The sequence below is a fragment of the Ruegeria sp. CH8 genome (assembly GCF_056536985.1).
This window is the reverse complement of record NZ_JBQFQR010000041.1, coordinates 1-22265: the sequence shown is the minus strand read 5'-3', so window position 1 is coordinate 22265 and position 22265 is coordinate 1. Positions and strand designations below refer to the sequence as shown.

General features: G+C 53.7%; 14 protein-coding genes and 5 pseudogenes. 9 read left to right on the top strand and 10 right to left on the bottom strand.

From position 1 onward, the window contains the following. The first annotated feature begins 5 nt into the window (after nucleotides 1–5). The 8 genes and pseudogenes from ACR0ER_RS24205 to ACR0ER_RS24170 form a co-directional block, all read left to right on the top strand. The gene (locus ACR0ER_RS24205) at nucleotides 6–2399 is read left to right on the top strand and encodes a GcvT family protein (protein ID WP_480771076.1); all 2394 of its coding nucleotides are present in this window, start codon (nucleotides 6–8) and stop codon (nucleotides 2397–2399) included. Further along, nucleotides 2396–4819 carry a GcvT family protein gene (locus ACR0ER_RS24200; protein WP_480771075.1) on the top strand — a complete coding sequence of 808 codons (2424 nt, stop codon included), beginning with the start codon at nucleotides 2396–2398 and terminating at the stop codon, nucleotides 4817–4819. Before ACR0ER_RS24205 ends, ACR0ER_RS24200 begins: the two co-directional genes overlap by 4 nt. Before the next feature lie 507 nt (nucleotides 4820–5326). Continuing rightward, a pseudogene (locus ACR0ER_RS24195) lies at nucleotides 5327–6175 on the top strand (glycine betaine ABC transporter substrate-binding protein). Nucleotides 6176–6573: 398 nt separating this feature from the next. Beyond that, nucleotides 6574–7033 (top strand): annotated as a pseudogene (locus ACR0ER_RS24190) (ABC transporter permease); the annotation flags it as partial. A gap of 105 nt (nucleotides 7034–7138) precedes the next feature. Further along, nucleotides 7139–7818 (top strand): annotated as a pseudogene (locus tag ACR0ER_RS24185) (IS6 family transposase); the annotation flags it as partial. A 129-nt stretch (nucleotides 7819–7947) separates the two neighbouring features. Continuing rightward, nucleotides 7948–9078, top strand: a complete 1131-nt coding sequence (locus tag ACR0ER_RS24180) for a glycosyltransferase domain-containing protein (RefSeq protein ID WP_480771074.1) — start codon at nucleotides 7948–7950, stop codon at nucleotides 9076–9078. Further along, nucleotides 9078–9977 carry a glycosyltransferase gene (locus ACR0ER_RS24175; protein WP_480771073.1) on the top strand — a complete coding sequence of 300 codons (900 nt, stop codon included), beginning with the start codon at nucleotides 9078–9080 and terminating at the stop codon, nucleotides 9975–9977. The genes ACR0ER_RS24180 and ACR0ER_RS24175 overlap by 1 nt, the downstream gene beginning before the upstream one ends. After that, a pseudogene (locus tag ACR0ER_RS24170) lies at nucleotides 9934–10077 on the top strand (IS3 family transposase); the annotation flags it as partial. The gene ACR0ER_RS24175 and the pseudogene ACR0ER_RS24170, both read left to right, overlap by 44 nt. Before the next feature lie 85 nt (nucleotides 10078–10162). Here the strand turns inward: ACR0ER_RS24170 and rfbA are convergent. From rfbA to ACR0ER_RS24120, 10 genes are all read right to left on the bottom strand, one after another. Next, nucleotides 10163–11029: a glucose-1-phosphate thymidylyltransferase RfbA gene (rfbA, locus tag ACR0ER_RS24165; RefSeq protein WP_170337013.1), complete on the bottom strand. Its 867-nt coding sequence runs from the start codon at nucleotides 11027–11029 to the stop codon at nucleotides 10163–10165. A gap of 19 nt (nucleotides 11030–11048) precedes the next feature. Then, nucleotides 11049–11912, bottom strand: coding sequence for a dTDP-4-dehydrorhamnose reductase (rfbD, locus tag ACR0ER_RS24160; protein ID WP_480771072.1), 864 nt, complete (start codon nucleotides 11910–11912; stop codon nucleotides 11049–11051). Next, nucleotides 11909–12949 carry a dTDP-glucose 4,6-dehydratase gene (gene rfbB, locus ACR0ER_RS24155; RefSeq protein ID WP_480771071.1) on the bottom strand — a complete coding sequence of 347 codons (1041 nt, stop codon included), beginning with the start codon at nucleotides 12947–12949 and terminating at the stop codon, nucleotides 11909–11911. Before rfbB ends, rfbD begins: the two co-directional genes overlap by 4 nt. Further along, entirely contained in the window at nucleotides 12946–13515 is a 570-nt protein-coding gene (gene rfbC, locus ACR0ER_RS24150; protein WP_480771070.1) for a dTDP-4-dehydrorhamnose 3,5-epimerase, read from the bottom strand. Before rfbC ends, rfbB begins: the two co-directional genes overlap by 4 nt. Before the next feature lie 299 nt (nucleotides 13516–13814). Continuing rightward, a complete protein-coding gene (locus ACR0ER_RS24145) occupies nucleotides 13815–15125 on the bottom strand; it encodes a surface carbohydrate biosynthesis protein (protein WP_480771069.1) in 1311 nt (436 codons plus the stop codon). 25 nt (nucleotides 15126–15150) lie between these two features. After that, nucleotides 15151–16542 carry a polysaccharide pyruvyl transferase family protein gene (locus tag ACR0ER_RS24140; RefSeq protein ID WP_480771068.1) on the bottom strand — a complete coding sequence of 464 codons (1392 nt, stop codon included), beginning with the start codon at nucleotides 16540–16542 and terminating at the stop codon, nucleotides 15151–15153. Nucleotides 16543–16692: 150 nt separating this feature from the next. After that, nucleotides 16693–17568, bottom strand: coding sequence for a class I SAM-dependent methyltransferase (locus tag ACR0ER_RS24135; RefSeq protein WP_480771067.1), 876 nt, complete (start codon nucleotides 17566–17568; stop codon nucleotides 16693–16695). An 18-nt stretch (nucleotides 17569–17586) separates the two neighbouring features. Continuing rightward, complete coding sequence (locus tag ACR0ER_RS24130) at nucleotides 17587–18693, bottom strand: polysaccharide pyruvyl transferase family protein (protein ID WP_480771066.1); 1107 nt, start codon at nucleotides 18691–18693, stop codon at nucleotides 17587–17589. A 31-nt stretch (nucleotides 18694–18724) separates the two neighbouring features. Continuing rightward, nucleotides 18725–19468: an acylneuraminate cytidylyltransferase family protein gene (locus tag ACR0ER_RS24125; protein WP_480771065.1), complete on the bottom strand. Its 744-nt coding sequence runs from the start codon at nucleotides 19466–19468 to the stop codon at nucleotides 18725–18727. Next, nucleotides 19465–21711 (bottom strand): N-acetylneuraminate synthase family protein, encoded by a 2247-nt coding sequence (locus ACR0ER_RS24120; RefSeq protein ID WP_480771064.1) that lies wholly within the window; start codon nucleotides 21709–21711, stop codon nucleotides 19465–19467. The genes ACR0ER_RS24125 and ACR0ER_RS24120 overlap by 4 nt, the downstream gene beginning before the upstream one ends. Before the next feature lie 304 nt (nucleotides 21712–22015). On the opposite strand from ACR0ER_RS24120, the pseudogene ACR0ER_RS24115 reads away from it, so the two are divergent. After that, nucleotides 22016–22189, top strand: a pseudogene (locus tag ACR0ER_RS24115) (transposase); the annotation flags it as partial. Between the last annotated feature and the right edge of the window lie 76 nt (nucleotides 22190–22265).

Sequence of the window (22265 nt, the reverse complement as noted above, 5' to 3'; positions counted from 1 at the left end):
GCGCTATGAATCACGTTGTAATTATAGGCGGCGGCGCCATCGGTCTTGGGCTGGCCTATCACCTTGCTGGCCGGGCCAAAGTCACGCTGTTAGAGCGGAACCAACTGACATCCGGAACATCCTGGCATGCCGCAGGCATTGTTGGCCCGTTGCGGGCGACCCCCAACATGACCCAACTGGCCATGTACGCCGGAGAGCTGTTTCCCAAGCTCGAAGAACAGACCGGCTTGTCCACGGGCTACCGAAAAACCGGAGGGTTCTGGCTGGCGCGTGAAGAAGCGCGCATGGATGAACTTCATCGTATATCCGCACTGGGGCGACATTTTGGTCTGACACCGTCAATTATGACTGCCGAAGCTGTTCGGAACGCCGTGCCGGGACTGGACACAGATGGTATCGTTGGCGCGTTGGCGGTGGCAGAGGATGCTAATGTTAACCCGGTGGATCTTTGCATGGCCTATGCAAAGGCCGCGCGGGCGCAGGGCGTCGATATCCGGGAAAACGTTCGGGTTGCCGATCTGCTGATCGAAAATGGTACCGCCAAGGGCGTGTGCCTGGCGGATGAGTCCGAAATATTGGCCGATCAGGTCGCGTTGTGTGCCGGTGCCTGGTCAAAACGCTTGGCTGATGCGGCCGGGATCGCACTTCCGCTTCAAGCAGTCGAGCATATGTACATTGTCACTGAACCGATGGACGGGCTGCCCAATCCCTACCCTGTTCTGCGAGATCTGGATCGCGGGATTTATGTCAAGGGCGACGCGGGCAAATTGGTGATCGGCGGGTTCGAACCCGACGCCAAGGTGTGGGATGCTTTTGGCCCGGAAGGAGATCGCCCATTCCTTGAGATGCCGGAAGATTGGGATCAGTTTATGCCGTTCATGAAAGCGGCGCTGACACTCGTGCCCGCACTGGCCGAGGCCGGCATCCAGCACTTTATGAACGGACCCGAGAGCTTCACAGCTGACACCAAGCCGCTGATTGGCCAGACACCCGAAGTTGACGGACTTTTCGTGGCCGCCGGGATGAACTCGGTCGGTGTCATGTCTTCGGCGGGTATTGGTCGTGTTCTGGCTGACTGGATAATAGATGGCGAGCCGCCCATGGATTTATGGGAGGTCGATATAGCACGCGTCGATCCGCTGACCGCATCGAATGAACATATCAAAGCGCGCATGGAAGAGGCCGTTAGCGATGCGTTTACCCTTCATTGGCCATTCAAGCAGCCGAAGGCGGGACGCGGCCTTCGCAAGTCGGTGTTGCATGACCGTTGGGAGGCCGCTGGCGCGCAGTTCGGTCTGACCGCTGGTTGGGAGCGCGGGCTTTGGTACGCCAGAGACGACAGTGAAAAAAACCTGCCCTACTCGGTCGGTGATCAACCTTGGTATCCCATCGCGGTACGCGAAGCGGCCCAAATGCAAGATGGCGCTGCGCTGGTTGATCTGTCACCTTTTGGCAAGTTCGACATCAAGGGTCCGGATGCGCTGGAACTGACGCAGTTTCTTGCGACGGCCAACGTAGACGTTGCTCCGGGCCGGGCTGTTTATACACCGATTACCAATGCCAAGGGTGGAACCGAAGCCGACGTCACCATCGCGCGCATTGCTAAGGATCATTTTCGGATGACCTCTGGCGCTGCAATCCGGCAAAAAAACATGGCATGGTTGCGCCGCCACAGTACCGGGCGCAATGTTTCGGTCGAAGACATGACCGACACAGAAGTCGTCATTGGTGTGATGGGCGCCGGATCGAGGGGCTTGCTGAAATCTCTGTCACCGAATGACTGGGATGACTTCGCCTTCTCGACCTTCAAGAAAGTGACCGTCGCAGAACGACCAGCGACTGCGACGCGCGTCAGTTTTGTGGGCGAACTCGGATGGGAACTTTCGGTGGCCAATCATTTGGCCGGACCGGCTTTTGATGCGCTTTATGCGGCTGGCGCACGGCCGTTGGGCCATTTCTCTCTGGACGGGTGCAGAATCGAGAAAGGGTTCAAGCACTGGGGTCACGACCTTGGGCCAGAAATCACGCCGCTTGAAGCTGGTCTTGGCTTTGCGATCGACTGGAGCAAGGATTTTCTTGGGAAAGAAGCCCTGTTGCAGCAAAAGGAACAGGGGTTGACCCGCAAACAGGTGATGTTCGATCTGCCATCGCATCCACTGGTTCTGCATGACGAACCAATTTGGGAAAATGGCCGTGTTGTGGGAATGACTACAAGTGGTGCGCGCGGTGTGAGAACCGGACAGACGCTTGCCCTTGGGATGATCGAGATCGCTCAGGGTGAAAAGCTCTCGGCGACATGTGAACGGAAGTTTGAAATCGAAATCGCAGGGAAGCGCCATACAGCCACTGTATTGCCGCGTGTGCCCTTTGATCCAAAAGGTGAAAGGATGCGGGGATGAGCACCACCAATGCACAGGTCCTCATTATCGGTGGCGGCGCGATGGGCGTGTCACTCATGTATCATTTGGCGAAGGCCGGGTGGAAAGACATTGTTCTGACGGAAAAGAACGACCTAACGCACGGATCGACCTGGCACGCAGCCGGGTTGTGTACACATTTCGCCCACAACCCAACCATTCAGGAGCTTCGGGCCACCTCGGTCAGGTTGTATCGCGACATTCTGCCCCAAGAAACAGGCGACACCTGTGGTTTCCACCGGTCCGGCGCAATGCGGATCACGTCAAACCCGGATCGGATGGATGAGTTCGAGCATGTCGCAGGCCTGAGCCGCTTTACCGGGTACGATCTGCAGATGCTGACGCCTGATGATGTCGAACGGCTGCACCCGCTGGCCCGGACCGATGGATTGCTGGGCGGGATCTATGAGCCCGATGACGGCCATGTTGACCCGACGCTCGCGACCAACGCGATGGCCAAGGTTGCCCGGCAGAACGGAGCCACGATCTTACGCTACAACCCGGTGTCCTCAATCCGTTATGAGAATGGCATATGGGTTGTAGAAACAGAAAAGACCACTATCCACGCCAAGCATATCGTGAATGCAGCGGGAACCTGGGGTTGGGAAATCGGCCATATGATGGGGCTGAACATTCCGTCCGTGCCGGTTCTGCACCAGTATCTGGTGACCGACACGGTTCAGGCCGTGGCAGACCGAATTGTACAAGGCCTGCCCGAATTGCCGATGATCCGCGACCCAGAAGAAAGCTGGTATGTGCGTCAGGAACGCGACGGGCTGATCCTTGGGCCCTACGAGAAAAACGCCGAAGCCTGGTCAATCGATGGTTGTCCACCCGATTTCGGTGCCGATCTGATGCCGCCCGATCTGGACCGTGTCGAAGACATTATCATGATGGCAATGGAGCGTATCCCGGCACTGGAAACCGGTGGTATCAAATCGGTCGTCAACGGCCCGATCACCTTTACACCTGACGCCAACCCGTTGATCGGTCCGGCGCATGGCCTGCCCAATGCCTGGCTGTTGACCGGCTCGTCAATGGGCGTGATGGAGGGCGGCGGATCAGGCTGGTTCCTAGCTCATTGGATGACCCATAGCGCGCCCCCAATGGACGCACTGGCCGTGGACAGTCGCCGGTTCGGCAGCTGGGCCGACCGCGACTATCGCGTCGAAAAAGCGATCGAATGTTTCGGCCTTCAATTCGGCGTGCACTATCCGCACGAAGAACGCCCGGCCGCCCGGAACAAACGGCTTTCCCCCATTCACGACAAGATGGTCGAACGTGGTGCCGTGATGGGTGCGGCTTACGGTTGGGAACGGCCCAACTGGTTCTCGGACAAAACGGGTGATGAAGCCGTGCCAAGCTTCCGCCGGTCAAACTGGTTCGAGCCGGTTGCACGGGAATGCGAAACTGTTACCAACGCTGTTGGTCTTGCGGATATGTCGGTCTTTTCAAAATTCGACGTCAAAGGCCCCGATGCGCGCAAGTTTGTTGACCGCATCGGTGCGAATCGCACGCCGAAGGTGGGCCGCATCGGTCTGACCCATGCTCTGACCCCTGCCGGGGGCACGCAATCTGAATTCACCGTCACGGTTCTGTCTGATGATCACATCTACCTCACGTCGGCAGCGGCCGCTGAAGAGATGGATCATGATCTGCTGAATGCGCGGTCCGAAGGGTTCAATGTGACCATTACCCGGGTGACCAATGACTTTGGGGTGCTGGGTCTCATGGGGCCAAAATCGCGGGATGTTCTTACCGCGCTGACCGAGGCCGACCTGAACGCAGGGTTCCCCTGGCTTTCGGTGCATGAGATCACAGTCGCAGGCATAAATGTGCGCGCGCTTCGTGTCTCTTATGTCGGTGAGCTTGGATGGGAACTGCATGTCTCTGCCGATCAGATGCCCGCGCTGTTTGAAGCTCTGGAGCAAGCAGGCAAGCCTCATGGGCTAGGCTTCTTTGGTGCCTATGCGATGAACGCCATGCGGTTAGAGAAAGGGTATTGCGCCTGGGGCGGTGATTTCACGACCGAACGCACCCCGGCAGAAACCGGTGCAGGCTTACTGATCAAGATGGATCATGATTTCATCGGAAAAGAGGCTCTGGCTAACCGTATGGAAGCAGATGATCGGTGGGCGATGGTTATGCTTGAGGTGGATTCGGGCGATGTAGACCCTTATTACGCACACGGTGTTCTTCAGGGGTCTCGGGTTGTCGGCATTGTCACGTCGGCCGCCTATGGACACAGAACGGGTAAAACCCTTGCCTTGGCTTATCTTCGTAATCGGAATGCGAAAGACGACTTGTCGGTCGAGATTCTGGGCCAACGTCGAGGTGCGACCATTCTGGAAAAGCCGCCATTTGATCCGTCCAACAAACGAATGAAACAGAAGTCCGCCTAACTATTGGTGAAGGAATAAAGGAGCGGCGCAAATTTGCACCGCTCTTTCTTTTTTGCGGCCACCGTTTCCTATTGTCTCATGCAGTCGACCGAATACAGGAACAAAATGTGCCCAAAACAGGTATTGGGCCTCAATCGCACCGTGTACCGGGCCAATTGAAATGGTGCGGACTACCCACACGATCTGTGTTCGCCAAAGGCGCTAAAATACAGACAGATCATAAATCGGTTCTAAAGGGTTCTGTCAGACAATCTCACTCAAAGCGATATTGCAGAAGTAATTCCACAATTTTTCCGGGAAAAAACTTGAACCTTTTCTGAAAAACCGCCGATTTACACGCGCCAATGCCTTCAGAAATGTGAATGGGAGTCCACATTACCACGTCTCCCTTTAATGCAATTTATTACTTTTGCTACTGGTGTGTAAAAAGTCGATACAATGCGCCGCTTCTAGGCAAGGCTGCTGGTTATCCTAAACAGGAGGAACCGACACGTGAAACGCAAAGTCATGCCCTTTTCTGTCGCTGTTTCGCGTTTTGCCCCAATGGCAGCCATCGCCGCTGATGTGGTTATTCCCGATCCTAACTACGCTTCAGGTCGAGCGACCGCATATGCGGTCAAAGCAATCATGGAAGAGGCACTGGGGTTGGAGGTCGATATGGTCACAACAACTGCCGTGCCTGTTGTTTGGGAAGCGATGGCCCGAGGCGACGGCGAGATCGATATCTGGACCGAAACCTGGTTGCCGAACCAATCCGGTCTGGCGGACAAATAAATCGATCAAGAAGAATCCGTTGCCCTAACCGACAAACCTTTCAGCGCAATTCAAGGATATTGCGTGACAGGTGTCGCGATGGACGAGCATGGGATCAAGTCCGTGTATGATCTGGCCAACCCGGCAAACGCTGACTTGTTCGACACCAATGGCGACGGTAAAGGAGAGGTCTGGATCGGGCCGCAGGGCTGGCAATCGACCAATACCGAGACAATTCGCGCCCGGGACTATGGCTTCGCCGACTTTTTCGAACTTCAATCAACGGACGAAGCTGTTGCAACGGCAGGCCTGGATGCCGCCTCCAAGGCAGGTAAACCTTGGGTAGGATATTGTTACGGTCCGCATCAGAATTTCGCCACATACGATATCCGGTTGCTCGAAGAGCCGCCTCACGACCCGACAAACTTTGTTATGGTTCAGCCAGCCGAAGATCCGGACTGGCAGGCGAAGCCCAGTGTAGCCTCTGCTTACGCCGATATGACGGTACATATCAGCTGGTCGGCGAACCTTGCGGAACGTCAGCCCGCGTTGGTGCCTCTTCTCAACAACATTCAGTTGACCGCCGAGGACGTGAACGCCTAGTCTTTGGAGATTGTGAATGGGGCAGAGCCTGCCGACGTGACTTCGGCTTGGGCCAAAGAAAATGCCGATAAAATTGCGGGCTGGATGATCCAGTAATCTTGCTGGGGGGCGGTTTTCCGCCCCTTTTGCCTCGGTCTGGGTCAGTCAGGAAGGATCAGAATGGCCAAAGACACCGTAGTCGAGCTGAGCGGCGTGTAGAAAATTTTCGGAGCGCGCGCCAATGAAGCTCTGGCCGCAGCCCGTGATGGCATGTCCAAACCTACCATACTCAGTACTTATAAAATGTGTGCTGGGCGTTTCAGATGCCAATCTGAGCGTACAAAGAGGCGAGATTTTTTGCGTGATGGGCCTGTCGGTGTCCGGAAAATCGACCTTGGTGCGGACGCAAACCCAAAGTCTATGCAATGGTTCGGCCGATATTGGACTTCATGCAGACCATGCCTGCCTTTGTTTACCCAATCCCTGTGATCGCTTTTTTCGGCATCGGAAAACCGCCCGGAATTATTGCGACCTTAGTTTTTGGCATGCCACCGGTTATTCGCCTGACAGCCTTGGGAATCGCCGGCGTTCCCCCAGATATACGTGAGGCCGCCACGGCCTATGGAGCCAGCAAGCGTTTTTTTGCTCTTCAAAGTGGATTTGCCCTTGGCCACACCATCGATCATGACCGGCGTCAATCAGACTTTGTTGATGTGTTTGTCGATGGTGGTGATCGCCTCGCTGATTGGAGCGAAAGGACTGGGCGAGGACGTTCTGAGCGCTTTGCAATACGCTGCAGTAGGACAGGGAATTCTGGCCGGGCTGGCAATTTTGATGTGCGCTATGGTTCTGGACCGGATCGTTCAGGGAAAGACCTAAACACCCGAGCGCTATGTCTACACCTTCAGAACCCTTCAACCATGCCGACGAGCCTGCAGATTCCGACGTTTGTTGTCCGCGTAGTGTTTTCCAACAGGTTTCAGCATGATTTCCTTGAAAGGTTGCCATTTCGCAGGGGACGCGGTTTTGTACGCTGTGTACTCCTACCTGCGGCACACGGTTTCCTATCGTGCTTTGGAAGAGATAATGGCCAAACGCGGTGTTCGCGTTGACCACGCGACTCGCAACAGGTGGGTTGTGAAGTGTTCGCCGTTGATTGCTACGAGAGCGCAATCGAAGAAACGCCCAATGCTGAGTTCCTGGCGCATGGACGAGACATATATTCGTTTTCGCGGCAAATGGATGTACCTCTATCGGGCCGTAGACAAAACTGGAAATATCCTTGATTTCATGTTGTCCGAGCGTCGGAATAAAGTCGCTGCGACGAAGATTTTTGCCCGCGCACTTGAGGTGAACGGTCTACCGTGCAAGATCGTCATCGACGAAAGTGGGCTCAACGCGGCGGGCATTCGAGAAGTGACAAAATACTTACTCGGTTTGGCTGCCCAGCCAAAATCCAAACAGTCAGGTCCAAGTATTTGAACAACATGATCGAGCAGGATCGCCGGTTCATCAAGCGTCGCATCCTGCACATGTGTGGGTTCAAATCATTCGGATCCGCCTCGGCCACTTTTGACAGCATCGAGGTCGCCAACATGACCCGCAAGCGGCAATTCGCCAGCACCACGACGTCTGGTTTTCGTCTATTTGCCGAGATCGCAGGAAAGGTGCGTCCAGTAAGTCGCCAACTCTGGTCGTCCCAAAAACTTGAGACACATCCGTTAGCAACAGATTCTGGGTTGATTTTTCTGCCAACAGAAGGATAGGACCGTAGGTTGAATCTAGGAGGCATTATGGGACTGTCGAAATCAATCCGTCGGCGCTTGCAAATAATTGAGGGCGACTCAATCTCGACGTCTTTCAAAATTTTTTTTGCGGATCGGAAGACAAGACGTGCATACGAATATAATAAATTCGGTCGTTATCTGAACGAAAGTACGACTTCGTCCGACGGTCGTTGGCGAACTGAAACTGATGCAATAAACGCAAATTTGGATCCCATTTGGTACGCGCAAACACATAACCTTAGTCAAACACAGTCTTGTTTCGATCACTATTGTGATGAGGGGCGAAAATTTGCATTTGCACCCAATAGCGCCCTTGCAGGAGAAGATGGGAAGTCGCTTTCTGCTTGGGGTTTGGAGTACTTGGTTCGATGCGGGATAAAAATCGGTTGCAGAGGGGAACGTGCGTTGTCTCCCGATGACAGCCAAGCATTGGACCCCTTCAAAATTACAAATTCGAGTGGGAAGAAAATCGCTGTCGTCACAGCCATCTTCGGTGACTATGATAATCTGATGCCGTTTGATCCAGCTTGGAAAAGCACGGCGGAGTTTTTCGTATTCTCAGAAAAGAAAATTGAGTCGCTTTCCGGCTGGCAACAAGTTCATTCGCCATATCACCATATCGACCCGCGTCGTCGGGCGCGTTTTATAAAGCTTTGTCTCCCAGTTTTCTTTGGTAATTTCGAATGGGTTCTTTGGGTGGACGGGAACGTACTCCTTTGTCGAGATCCGCAGTCCATTATTGCGGGAATTGGTGATAAAACATTCGACTTTGCAGCTTTCAAGCACTCTTCTCGAAACAGCGTGATTTCAGAAGCTGCAGCATGTGCTCAGCTTGGCAAGGAGAATGCGATAGAACTCGCCGAGCATCTTGCTCGCATCGATTTTTCATCTAAAAAACCGGCGGATAATCTGTACGAGACAATGGCAATGGTTCTGCGTCCATCATCTTTACCCGTGCAGAAAATGTTCGCCACATGGTGGGGTTTGCTGTCGAAAGGATCTAAGCGAGATCAATTGTCTCTGCCGCTGGCTATGGCAGAAGTCCCTGAGATTAAGTTTGCCCCGTTCACTGAAACCATTGATCATTCCGCCGAATTCTTTCGAACGAAACATTACGCAAAAACGGACAAAATCTGATGCGCACCCCCACAAGCAAGACGTCAGCGGATGTTATCGTCTGTGTTCACAACAGCTTTGATGACGTGAAACTTTGTCTGGAATCCGTTTTACCTACACTCTCGGCCGAAGATCGCCTGATCATTGTCGACGATGGGTCGGAAGCCAAAACAAAGGAACTCTGCGAATCCATCGCGTCTAATGACCTAGATCGTGTACTTTTAATCCGCCGTGACAAAGGGAGTGGGTTTTGTAGGGCTGCTAACGAGGGTATGCGACAGAGCGACCGTGATACAATTATTCTTCTGAACAGCGACACGATCGTTGTGGGAGACTGGATCAGTAAGATACATAATTGTCTACACGCACACCCGAACATTGGAATCGCGGGGCCGCTCTCCAATGCGGGTGGATGGCAATCCATTCCTGATATGCCGGGTCCGAATGCGTCTCCAAACCTAGTCAAATCGGATCCTGAGACACTGCAATCAATTAACAAGTTCTGCGCTGAAATAGCAGCTCCATTCACGTATCCGGTCGTTGAGCAAATCAACGGATTTTGCCTTGCCGTCAAACGGACTGTTTTGGAGACTGTGGGCCTCTTCGATGAGGTCCGATTTCCAAAAGGGTATGGTGAGGAAAACGATTTGAATCTTCGCGCGCAGGATGCGGGTTTTTTGTGCGCCGTGGCGATAGACTGTTTCGTTTACCATGCCAAAACGAAGAGCTATTCCTCTGAACAAAGAAAGCAACTTACGGAGAATGGGCAGGTCCAACTCCGTTCGCTGTACGGCGAGCAACGGATAAGGAACGCTGTGCGCGGAACGCAACAAAATCCAATACTGCTGGAAATTCGTTCTATTGCCAGAGATGCCTTCCAGGAGAAAGATTGGACGATCAGCACCTCGGAAACGCCATAACAACGTCAGGCCTCACGTATCGCTCGGAAATCAAACGCCGCTTAAAGCGCGCTGGACGCTTGAGCGACTTGAGGCCTCCGCACCCGGCGCGCTTGGCTAAAACGACGACGAAGAAACTGAAAACCAGACCAGCAGACTCTTGTTATGAATGAGGGAGCCACGGTACATCCACAAGCCCCCCAAACTCAATCCAGCAGCAGTTCGAGATACTCACCGTATGAGGATTTTGCGAACAGTTGTGCCCGTTTGCTCAGGGCTTCGTCGTCGATCCAGCCGTTTGCCCAAGCGATTTCATCCGGGCTTCCGGTTTGCATACCCTGCCGGTCGGTCAGGGTGCGCACAAAGTTACCTGCATCCAGCAAAGACCCATGCGTACCCGTATCCAGCCAAGCAAAACCGCGCCCCATTGTCTCTACGTTCAGCAACCCTTCTTTCAGGTACATTTCCAACAGCGATGTGATCTCCAACTCACCGCGTGCCGAGGGTTGCACCTGACGCGCGCGCGCGGGGGCGTCACCATCCAGAAAATACAGGCCAGTCACCGCATAATGTGAGGGCGGAACTTTGGGTTTTTCGATGATAGCGCGCGCCTTTTTGCCCTCGAAATCCACCACACCGTAACGTTCGGGGTCGGAAACGCGATAGGCAAAGACCGTGCTACCCTTGTTCTGCACGTCCGCCGCGCGCAATAGGTCGGGCAGACCGTGGCCGAAGAAGATGTTGTCACCCAGAATCATGGCAGACGGCGCACCGTCTAGGAAATCCTCAGCCAGAGTATAGGCCTGCGCCAGCCCGTCGGGCGAGGGTTGTGTAATCCATGTCAGCGACAGGCCGTATTGGCTGCCGTCCCCCAGCAGTCTTTGGAACTGATCCTGGTCCTGTGGCGTCGTGATAATCGCGATGTCACGAATATTGGACAGCATCAGAACGCTTAAGGGGTAAAAGATCATGGGTTTGTCGTATATGGGCAGCAACTGCTTTGAGATCGCCATAGTGATCGGATAAAGCCGGGTCCCGGACCCTCCGGCCATGATAATGCCTTTTCGCTGCATAAATTTTCCTCTCAGAATTTCAGTCGCCGCCCACTGCAAGCTCGGCCAGAACATGGCTCAAACCCGTTTTCCAATCAGGCTGCGGGATGTTGAAAATATCAGCCAGCCGCGTGCAATCTAGTCTTGAGTTCAAAGGTCTGGGGGCCGAAGTCGGATAATCGCTGGTTGGGATTCCCTGAATCTGAACATCCAAACCCGCCTGTTGAACAATTTCGCCCGCAAAACCGGCCCAGCTGGTATTGGGTGTTCCAGAGTAGTGAAATAGCCCCCCTGCTTTGGTAGTACCGGTTTTGGCAATGACCAGAAGGGTGTCGGCAATATTGGCCGCCGGGGTTGGCCCACCGATCTGATCGGCCACGATTTTCAAATGGTCACGATTTTGAGCCAGCCGCAGGATGGTCTTGACGAAATTCCGACCATGAGCGGAAAAAACCCAACTCGTGCGCAAAATGGCATGCCAGCCTCCTGCCTCGATTACCTGAGTTTCGCCGTTCAGCTTTGAGCGGCCGTAAACACCAAAAGGAGCCGTAGGATCTAGTGAGGTCCACGGGTGTGTGCCGGACCCGTCAAAGACGTAATCCGTGGAGATATGAAGAAACGGCAGGCCGCGCTTTGCTGCGGCCCGGGCCATCGCTCCGGGGGCGTCGCCGTTGACCCGTTGGGCCAGATCAGGTTCGTCCTCGGCCTGATCAACGGCTGTATAGGCCGCAGCATTGATTACCACTTGCGCGTCGGTCTGGGTCACAAGTTGGGCGCAAGCGTCCGGGTCGGAAAGATCAGCGGCGTTGCGGTCCAGCGCTATAACCGAAACACCGTGCGACTGGGCGCGCCGACGCAATTCGGTTGCCACTTGGCCGCTATGGCCAAAAACCAGCACCTTCATCCTGCAGTCCCCAGGCGCTGACCCACTCCGCTGCGCGTTTGCAGGGCATGCAACCAGTCGCCATTATCCAGATACCACTGCACCGTCTGCTCTAACCCGGTTTCTGGAGTATAGGATGGGCGCCAGTTCAGTTCGGTCCGGATGCGCGTCGGGTCGATCGCATACCGGCTGTCATGTCCCGGTCGATCGGTGACAAATGTTATCTGATCGGCGTACGGCGCTGCTGCGGGTTTCAACCGGTCCAGAATGGCGCAGAGCATCTTGACCAAATCCAGGTTGGTCATCTCATTCTCGCCGCCAATATTGTAGCTGCGCCCCGTTTCACCATGCTGCAAAACCAACAGCAGAGCCTCGGCATGGTCTTCAACATGCAGCCAGTCCCGAATGTTGTCCCCTGCCCCGTAGATCGGAATGGGTTTGCCCGCCAACGCGTTCAGAATCACCACCGGGATTAGTTTTTCGGGAAACTGATAAGGGCCGTAGTTGTTCGAACAATTGGTCAAAACCGTTGGCAGGCCATAGGTTTCGCGCCAGGCCCGCACTAAGTGATCCGACCCGGCTTTGGATGCCGAATAGGGTGAATTGGGTTGATATGGGCTATCTTCGGTGAACAACCCGGTCTCACCAAGCGAGCCGAAAACCTCGTCAGTCGAAATATGATGAAAGCGGAAGGTTTCGGGCCGCCCTGCCATGGCCCAATAGGCGCGCGCGGCCTCAAGCAGCACATAGGTTCCGAGCAAATTGGTTTCGATAAACGCCGCAGGACCGTCGATTGAGCGGTCAACATGGCTTTCGGCAGCCAAATGCATGATTGCGTCGGGGCGGTGCTGGTCTAGAATGGCCGCCATCGCATCGGCATCACGGATATCAGCTCTCTCGAAACTGTATCCTGGAGCGCCCTTGACCGGGGCCACATTGTCCAGACAGGCCGCGTAGGTAAGAGAGTCAACGTTGACGATCTCATGCCCGTCAGAGATTGCCCGTCGAATAACAGCAGAGCCTATAAATCCAGCTCCACCGGTTACAAGGATTTTCATGGGTCAGCCTCGAATGCAAAAGGGGTGTCCAGGTCGCGCAAAAGCGGGGCCACCTTATCCTTTTTTGATAGGCGCGGCTCAGCCCCATATAGCGGCCACTCGATTCCAATATCGGGATCATCCCAGCGAACCGCACCTTCCGTTTCCGGTGCGTAGGTATCGGAACATTTATAGACGATCTCGGTATCCGGCTCGAGCGTTACGAACCCATGGGCGAACCCGGCAGGAACCAAAAGCATTCGGCCATTCTCAAAGCTCAACTCTGCTCCAACCCACTGACCAAAACTGGGTGAGCCCTTACGGATATCAACGGCCACATCAAACAGCCGCCCACGTCCGCAGCGCACCAGCTTGGCCTGAGCACGTGGAGGCGACTGAAAATGCAAGCCCCGCACAGTTCCCACAGCCTTCGAAACCGAGTGGTTGTCCTGCACAAACACCGTTTCGATCCCGTGGCGGGCAAAGCTGATCTGGTTATAAATCTCTTCAAAGAAACCACGATCATCGCCAAAGCGGCGTGGCGTGATCAACCGAATATCCGGGATGGCAAGAGGCACCAGTTCCATAGCTGTTAGCTTTCTCCCCACAAATTGTGCTAATTTTCAAGAACGACTTTCTAGCAGGTGTTTCAGTATCGCCAAGGGTATAATTAAAGTCCAATAAATGAAACGATCCCAAAATGGGGAGGCTCTGACAAAAAAACGAAGACATTTAGTGTACAGAGAGATTCTCTGCCTCGTGGAAAGCCCGAAGGAAGACAAGTCCGGAAGGTCTGCCCTCCTGTGTTGCCTTATGGGTCGTAGCTTACCGGTACAAATCCCACCTCGATCGACTGAGTGACTGATGAACCAGGCTCGAGCGGAAATCAATTCTGTAGAAGAAAGACTTGAGGCTTTACTTTCTTCACAGTCACGGGGCGGGGGCTTCGACTCTTGAGATCTCGTTTCGCCAATAAGGGCCAGCGGTGAAGCTGCGCGCGCCGTTTCGCGAAGGTTTTGGACTCCAAGAAACGCTTTGCCATCTGAGGATACGTGGCAATGCACTTTGACTGCAAAACATCCAGATGGTCGGAGAACGCATCGACTGAACCCATGTTTGGCACAGGTTTGCCCATGGTGACATCTAGGTTATCAATGATGTCTGCTTGAATGTTGCTGGGAGAGTTTTCTCCAAAAAAGATGTAGTCCGAAAGACTTTCGGCTACATCTCGTTTTTTTGGGGAGATGTCAAATACTTGAGAAGCATTTGTAATGTCCTGCGAAATGGCGTTTGGAATAATAGATTCCTGGGTGTTGTTCTGCGGATAGATCGGGTTATACCGCAAAACGGGCACGCCTGCCATGAAGCCTTCAATCGCAGTTGTGCAGCCCGTATGGATCATGCAGTGGCAGGATGGAAAAAATGCCGTCGTGGGTCGCTTAGTTTCAACCTTGACATCCAAATCAAACATAGCGTCTTCCCAAAACAACATGTCTTCGATCGGATGAGGTCGTAGAACAATCTTAAATGGCTTACCGCGCTGAATATTCTGTGTCGCCAAATCCCGTATGAAGGCGACGTAGTGCTCGATTAACGCGCCATAGTATTCCTGACGGCTTTCGAGGAAACGACGATCTTCGAGCCCTGTCTCAGTTCTCTGTTTCTCGACCATTTCGATATAGGTCTCGCGAATGGTCTTCGACAAATTCGCGGGTCCGAAATTGGTATTAATCAGAATCACATCGCGTTTTCTATCTTTGCTGCGGGGCGACGGGTGGATGCGAGCATTGCCTGTCATATGCAATTTGGTCGAGATTTGCGGAAATGTAGATGCAAGAATATTGTGTTGCAGCGGGCCCCAGGTAAAGATTGCATCGATCTGGTCAAGAAATTCACCAGTACCGATGCGATGACGCAAATACCACTGCGATGACGGGAAAATCAAACCTTCTTCATCTAAGCAAACGAGACGCGTCCCAGCCTTCTTTGCTGGCATGAGTTTTTTCTCGATGACGGAGTCGCTATGAGCTTTATAAAATAAAACTCCGCCTCCCAACTGATGAGCAAGATTCACAACATCGTTAAACCGCCCCAGGATAACTTCCCAATCTTTGGCGAGCATTTTTGCAGCTAGATCAAGCCGTACATCGAATTCTCGGTTCTGAATTTCTATAGGAAGGTAGATCCGTTTTTTCAACGTCTCGCGGTCCTTTTAAAAACCCTCATTTGAAGAGGGATTTGGCCACAGCAAAGAAGCCCTTTTCGGCAGGTTTTCGTTTTTTCTTCTTTGGTTTCTTTTCGTCACGCAGGTGATCATCAGCAGGTTTGGGTTTCTTCTTCTCAGGTTCCTTTTCGTCACGCAGGTGATCAGGTGAAACACGCGTCGGGACATTCGGTGACTTACCTGATTTCGGTGCGCGGGAATATATTTCTCGCAGTTGTGCCGACAAAACGCCGGCCCTGGCCTCCCATGTCTTTTCTAAGTTCAGTACAGTGGGAGAGGCTTGATTTTCCGCCTGGGTCACAATGGCTTTGATTGTCGCCCAATGCTGGGAGAGTTCTTGCGACGCTTTGAATTGAGCCTTTCTGAACCTTTCGCTTAAAGCCTCGGTGTCATAGGACAGAAATTTTTCACGCGCGCCAGTCCACGTGTTCTGAAGAGTCTCAGGAGCGCCCGTTAATCGGACCACGCCCTGAAACTTATGTTTGCCTGATGCGATCACCAAAGCAGGAACACCAAATGCCGCAGCGGTGATATAGCCATGCATGGAGGAGCCGATATAGCCCTCTGAGCCTGCTATCAAACCAGCGACTTCGCGAATACTATTGGGGCGGTCCATGACAATTGGTTTGGTGGCTAATTGCGCCGCGATTTCGTTGGCCGTTTTGTCATCGTCGTGACAGGGTCCAATCCCAATAAGTAGAGGCCTAAGTGAGAGATGCCCGCACAGGCCGTCTATTTCTTCACAAAGCTGCGTAACCGGGATATCTTGCAAATAACGCTTGTTTAGGTGGAACACCAAATAAGGTTCTTCTGGGTTTGCACCGAGCCGCGTTAGTGCTGCAACCTTTGCCTTGTCCAACTGGTCAGAACTGAAAATGGAGGGTAGATCCCAGGCACTGTCAGGCACGACAGTGACATCGAGTTCGGGGACTGCTTCCAAAAGATAGGTGCGGCTCTCGTCATCTCGAACGGAAATATACCGGGTTCTACGGAGGGCTTCCTGAACCAATGGCAAGACTTCTGGTGCGAATTGTTCTGCGACACCGGGCGCGTTCCACACCACGGGCATTTCATGTGGTGCCGCGAGTGCGACAACCGCCCAAAGATCAGCGTAACCGACCAGTTCGGTGTTCGCCGCGCGATAAGACGACAAAAGCGTTCGCTTTGCGTGGATGATATTACCACCGCCAACTATCACGGCATGCGCGGGCTCTCGGGCTATGTCCAAAAGCGCATGGCACGGCCTCGTGTCTCCCCATACTTGAGGTGATCCTGCTGGGCTGACATGGCTTATATTAGCTTGCGGAAAATGTTGGAATACGATTTCCGGAAACAGCAAGTCGCCGTAGTTTTCAACATCAAAAGTACCAGTGTGGATTAAGGTGGTCATACTCGATATCTTGTTCGGGTTTGCGAGGATATGTATCCCAGTTGTGCGTTGGCCTTCAAGCAAACTGACAGAATAACAGTCGGCAATATGCTTTTCATGATGAGTTATACTTTAGCGTCAGCAGTCATACACGCCGCTCACTGTCGCAAACTATGCTTGACATATAGCAAAGATCGTATCGGTTCGGTCTATTTTAGAGAGCTGGGCTTCGTATTCATGATCGAGTGCCTCAGACACTAAGAAACTCCAGTGCGCTTGACCGCCAGGGGCACCTTTTGCGAGCCAATACAGATGATTGGCAAGCGGATAGCGTTGCAGGCCGCTCACTTCGATGTTGTTGAAACCTGCGCATCTCAGCAGACTTGCAAGGCTCTGGCGCGTATGCAGCACCAGATGCTCGCTCCAAAAAGTGAATTTCTTGAACGCGTCACAATCGTAGGTATGGATCAGGGCGTCACGAGCGTGCGGAACTTCGCAGATAAGGGTCCCACCCGGGCGCAGCTTACGTCTGAGGTCCTCAGCCGTGCCGATTGGATCAGTTAGGTGTTCAAAGGTGTGAAATACCGTGATGCAATCAAGTGAATTGTCCGCGATGTCTTCGATGCTTCCCACAATTTCGTGGCCCTTGGAGCGGCAAAAATGCGCCCGTTCCTCGTTGGGCTCAAGACCAACGGCACTTTCAGCGGCACCTGCCATCTCATCCAGCATGCCACCTAGTCCACTGCCGAAATCGAGCCAGTGCTTGCCTTTGATATAGGGTTTAAAGACATTGCTACGGCGGGCATTGTCCTCCATCTTCGGCGTCTTGATAACCAAGTCCTGCACGATTGTGCCATTGGTCTCATTGCGGTCAATGTAGTATTGGATATCGATGTGATCGAAGCGCGAGAGAACAATCACTTGGGTCACGGGATCGATCAAAACGGCGATGTCATCGTGGTCGCGGACTTGAGGGAAGAACGGCTTCAATCTGTCCTGCGAGACACATTTACTGCGCTCCAGCTGCACCATCAGAGGGTGTTTCATAGTCGGGGCTCTTTCGGTTTAAGTCGCCAGAGAACGGGCGATAGTCTGCATATTAGCGAGCGAACGCTCCCAACACAAAGTCTGGGCTTCGGCTACGGACTGCCTCAAGGACGCCGGGTTACATGCGGCCTGATCTATGAAGGCATCGAGGGTCTCGGAAAACTGTGGGTCGCCGATATCGTGACCCCATTCCGGGTGGCCAATATCATCCAGGAAAAAGCGCATCTTGTTATGGCTGATGATCGAAAAGATCGGACAGCGCATGCCAAAAGGGATCATCTGCGCATGACCGCGCATACCCACCACTAGGTCAGGCTGGGTATAGTAGTCGATCACATCCCTGTAGCCGGCCTCGGTCAAGTCGAATGTGTCAAAAGCAACACCCTTTTCGACGAGGTAAGGCGCGACCTCGAGATCCTTGGTCTTGTGCGCCACCAACTGGATTTGCCAGCCTTTGTCTTCGGCTCGTTTCATTGACCGTGCGATAGTCTCAAGTGCGGCTACTTTGGTTTCACCAAACCGCAGGGTTTCGCGGTCGAAGGCGGTATTAAGGGTCAAGATCGGCCTTTTGTTGGCGGGTCGTGTTTCAACGACTTGCCGGGCATCCGGATACAATTGCCAGATCACCGTGGTCGGACATTGCTGAAGGCAGATCCGTTCTGCCAACTTTGTCGGCACATAAGATTTGACAGCAGCGATTGAGCCGTGGTTGCGCAAGCCGAAAAACGCGCTCGCGCGCAGGGTCGCCGCAATGTGCTCGGCGAAGACCGGATCAAAGTCTTCCTGCCCGCGAAACCGATTGTAACCCACGGCAAAGAAATACACCGGCACACGCAGGGCTTCGACTGCGGCAATCTCGCTATTCCATTGCCAACCACTATTGGAAGTGTCGCTACCAGCCTGATCTCGCAGCAAAAGCCCGCCGCCTCCGATAACAATGCCGTCATAGTCTTCGTTAGCCACTTTAGCATCATTCAAAGTAAATGGATCCCAAAGCTGGCGATAATCCCAAGTGCAATCCGGCACTTGATCTTCGAACAACGCGCGCACCACGGGGAAGAGCACCGTGTCCCCGGCGTTTTTGTTCTTTGAGTTGTGAATGCCGATGTGCAGTAGTCTTGGCATGATGTGTCTTTACTCTCCTAGGCACGCGGTCCTAATCTGACGGTCTCAATGCTAAGTCCGACCAGCCAGCTTTCTTGACCCAGCGTGCGAGTGCGAGATCTTCCGGCGTGTTGACGTCAATAGCACTAAGCGCGCTCATGGGGAAACCCAGAGCACCGGACAAATGAAAGGTTTCTTCTGCTTTCAAAAGGTCGCTCCGCGCCAGAAACATAGCGCCTGTCACTCCGTACAGCGATGCAACGCCTTGACGCTGCTGATTGGGCGAGACGTCGGAAGCGACGCGTTCGAGCAGATGGCCATTCATGTAGCGCAGGTTGGTCATATGTTTGCCCAAATCCGTAACGCCAATCACCGCTGGAGCGTCCTGGGTCAAGAACAATTGCGCAGCCTCTTCGACATGCCGGACAGTGCGCAAAGGACTCGTTGGCAGCAGCATCATGACCCCAAACGGCAAATGTCCCTTCGACTCCTGGTACCAATTAAGTGTGTGTAGCACGGTATAAATGGCGTGCACATTGTCCTGGGCAAGCTCAGCCGGTCTCAAGAATGGTACGTCGGCGCCCCATTCTTTCGCTATCCCAGCCGTTTCCTCGCTCTCAGTCGAGACAATAACGGGGCCAACCGACTCTGCTCCTAAAGCGGCCTCGATCGTCCAAGCCAAGAGAGGTTTGCCAGAAAACTCTATGGTGTTCTTCCGCGGAATACCCTTGGATCCCGCACGCGCTGGGATCACGCAGAGAATGTCGCGATTGGAATTTGCTGTCGTCCCGCTCACAGCGCGAAGGCCTTTTCGAGGCGATCGAGCGCGACCCAAAAGCCTCTGCCCGCGTTTTTGTGGCCTTGCCAAATCTCGGGAATGAATGTGGCCTCTGGGCAGGTTGCTGCGAGAGCACGCCCGAGCGCCACAAAGTCAATCTCGCCCTCCCCTATCTGCAACCCTTCATCGCGGGTCCCGCGCGCGTCTACGATATGCAGATGCGCTGAGTAGGGCCCAACCGTTTCTGTAAACGTTTGCAGCGACAGATGAAGCTGATTACACGCCAATTTCGAATGCGATACATCGTAGCACAATCGCGTGCCGTAACGCTCACAAAAGTCTTTAATTTCGTCCGGGCGCACAAAGAGGTTGTGATATCGCTGGCCGCCAAAGTGCCAAGGGTACGGTGGCATGGTCTGGATGATGATCTCGACACCATCTGCATCAACAGCGGCCAACGCGTCTGCCACGCGCAAATACATCTCAGGCCGGTCTTCATTGGTTAAGAACGTATCAGCGCTAAATCCTCCGGCGTTGATCACGATTACCGGGCACTCCGTCTTTGGAAAAAACGGTTTAAGTTTTCTGGTCTGATCGACCACGCGGCGCAGCTCATCGATGGAGCGGGCACGATAGGCCTCATCCGGCGAGGCCAGGTCCATAATGTGATCACCTTCAAAAAGTTCCGGTGCATGTACGGCGAGGCCACAGTCAAAAGGCTCAGAGGCGTAATCGTTGATATCGAGATCAAGATCTCGGTAGCTAAAGTGAATTTCAACGAAATCCACGGGCGCGGCTGCAACCAGTGTCGCGAGATCATGGTAGCGTACGGGAATGCCCCAGGGACGGTCAAAGGCGTAGGCTCGTGGAGCAATTCCTTGTCCCGCGATATCAGCCTCAAAGAACGGCGTGCCCGTTTCAACATCGCGCGCGAGAGTGGCACCGATCAGGTCTTCGAGACGTGAGGGCTGAAGCCCTTGTCCCGGGCTCTTAATGTCGATGTCGCCGCGTGTGATAACATGGCCTGCCTTGAGCTCACGTTTGGCCATAAGCGATTTTGCGAGCACCTCTCGATTGAGCCGCTCACCCTGAGACAACTTGCGCGCCTCATTGTTGCCCATGGCGTCTTCAACGTTGCGAATGGCCTTTACCATGTCACCAAATTCCTGCGGCAGAAGGCTCACACGGTGGTCATTACCCTCCAACGTACGGTCAACGGTGAAGTGTTTCTCAATGATCTTTGCACCCATCGCGACCGCCGCAATACAGGCCTCGTAACCACGTTCATGGCCAGAATACCCGATGATTCCGCCGCTGATCTCCTTCAGGCGCGTCAGATAGGATAAGTTCACGTCCTGCATTGGTGCTGGATAGGCCGAGTTGCAGTGCAGCAGAGCAAAATCCGCACCCTTGTTCTTGAGTAGCCCGACAGAATCCTTGACCTCATACTCAAAGGACATGCCGGTGGAGACAATCAAGGGTTTACCAGTCTGCGCCGCCGCCGCCAGAAGTGTATGGTTGGTCATATCCGCCGAGGAAATCTTGAAACCTGGCGCGCCGTAAGCGTCAAGCTGGCGTAAGCTTTCCTCTTCCCAAGGCGTACAAAGCGGGACCAGACCTTGCTCACGCGAGTAGTCGAGGAGCTCGAACATCTGATCAGGTGCCAGCTGGTATTTTCGCAGCAGGTCATCTGTGTATTCGGCGCCGAGATCACCAGTCTTGTTCGCACCTACCTTGCCATAGAGCGAAGCAAAGTCCCGCAATTGGAACTTGGCACAATCTGCCCCTGCCTGAGCGGCGAGATCCACCAAATGCTTGGCCAAATCCATATCGCCGTTATGGTTGTTCCCAATCTCGGCGATCACGAACGCGGGGCAACCCTCGCCGATATCGCGCTCGCCCATGCGCATCGTGCCAACGTCGCCCCAAGCAATCGCGACCAGGCGTTCGCTGTCATCAACAAGTGGGATTGATGTGATCTTTTGCGAGAACAAGCTCTCAATATAGGACGCGCTGTCGCCGACAGAAGCCCGGATACATGAACTGTTCATCACCTCCAATACAGGACGGTCTATGGAGATTTCGGGCAGCGAGACAATCCAGCGGCGAAAATCGCCGTCTGTCAAAAGCCCCTTCAACATACCTGACGCCGTGACAACAAACACCTGGCGCGATTTGTTTTGATTAATCTTTACAAGAGCCGTGCGAACGGGGTCAGTATCGACCACGATGTGCTGCTCCAGATTGCGCGAAAATCTCATATCGCCTCTTAAATTCGTTCGCTCACCTAGTTCTTTGCCTGGGTCGGTTTAGTGCATTTATCGGAGGGGGTCTATCGAATCTCCATCCTGGCTAAGTCCAGCACCCTGATCTTGATGCCAAACACCACCGCACACCTGCGCAACACAGTCGCTACCTGCCCGCTTTAGAGGTAGCCCAAGACATCTTCAAGTTGTTTGATATCGTTTCTGTGGATGAAGTTACTCAGGCGGTGATCGTTAGGCTCAGAACCCATTGATTTCCGTATTGCTGCGTGATTCACCGCTGAAAAAATGAGCGGCGAACATGTCTGACCTTTTCTGGCTGACTGACGAAAAGATGGAACGTCTCCGGCCTTACCTTCCGAAGAGCCATGGCAGGCCACGGGTCGATGACAAGAGAGTGCTGAGCGGGATTATCTTCATTCACCGCAATGGTTTGCGCTGGTCCGATGCGCCAAAGAATTACAGCCCCCCAAGACATGGTGTGATTGCGGCGGTCGCTCTCCGGGGCGAACGAGGTCCGGTATGTTGACCTCATGGATAAAAGCCGTGAG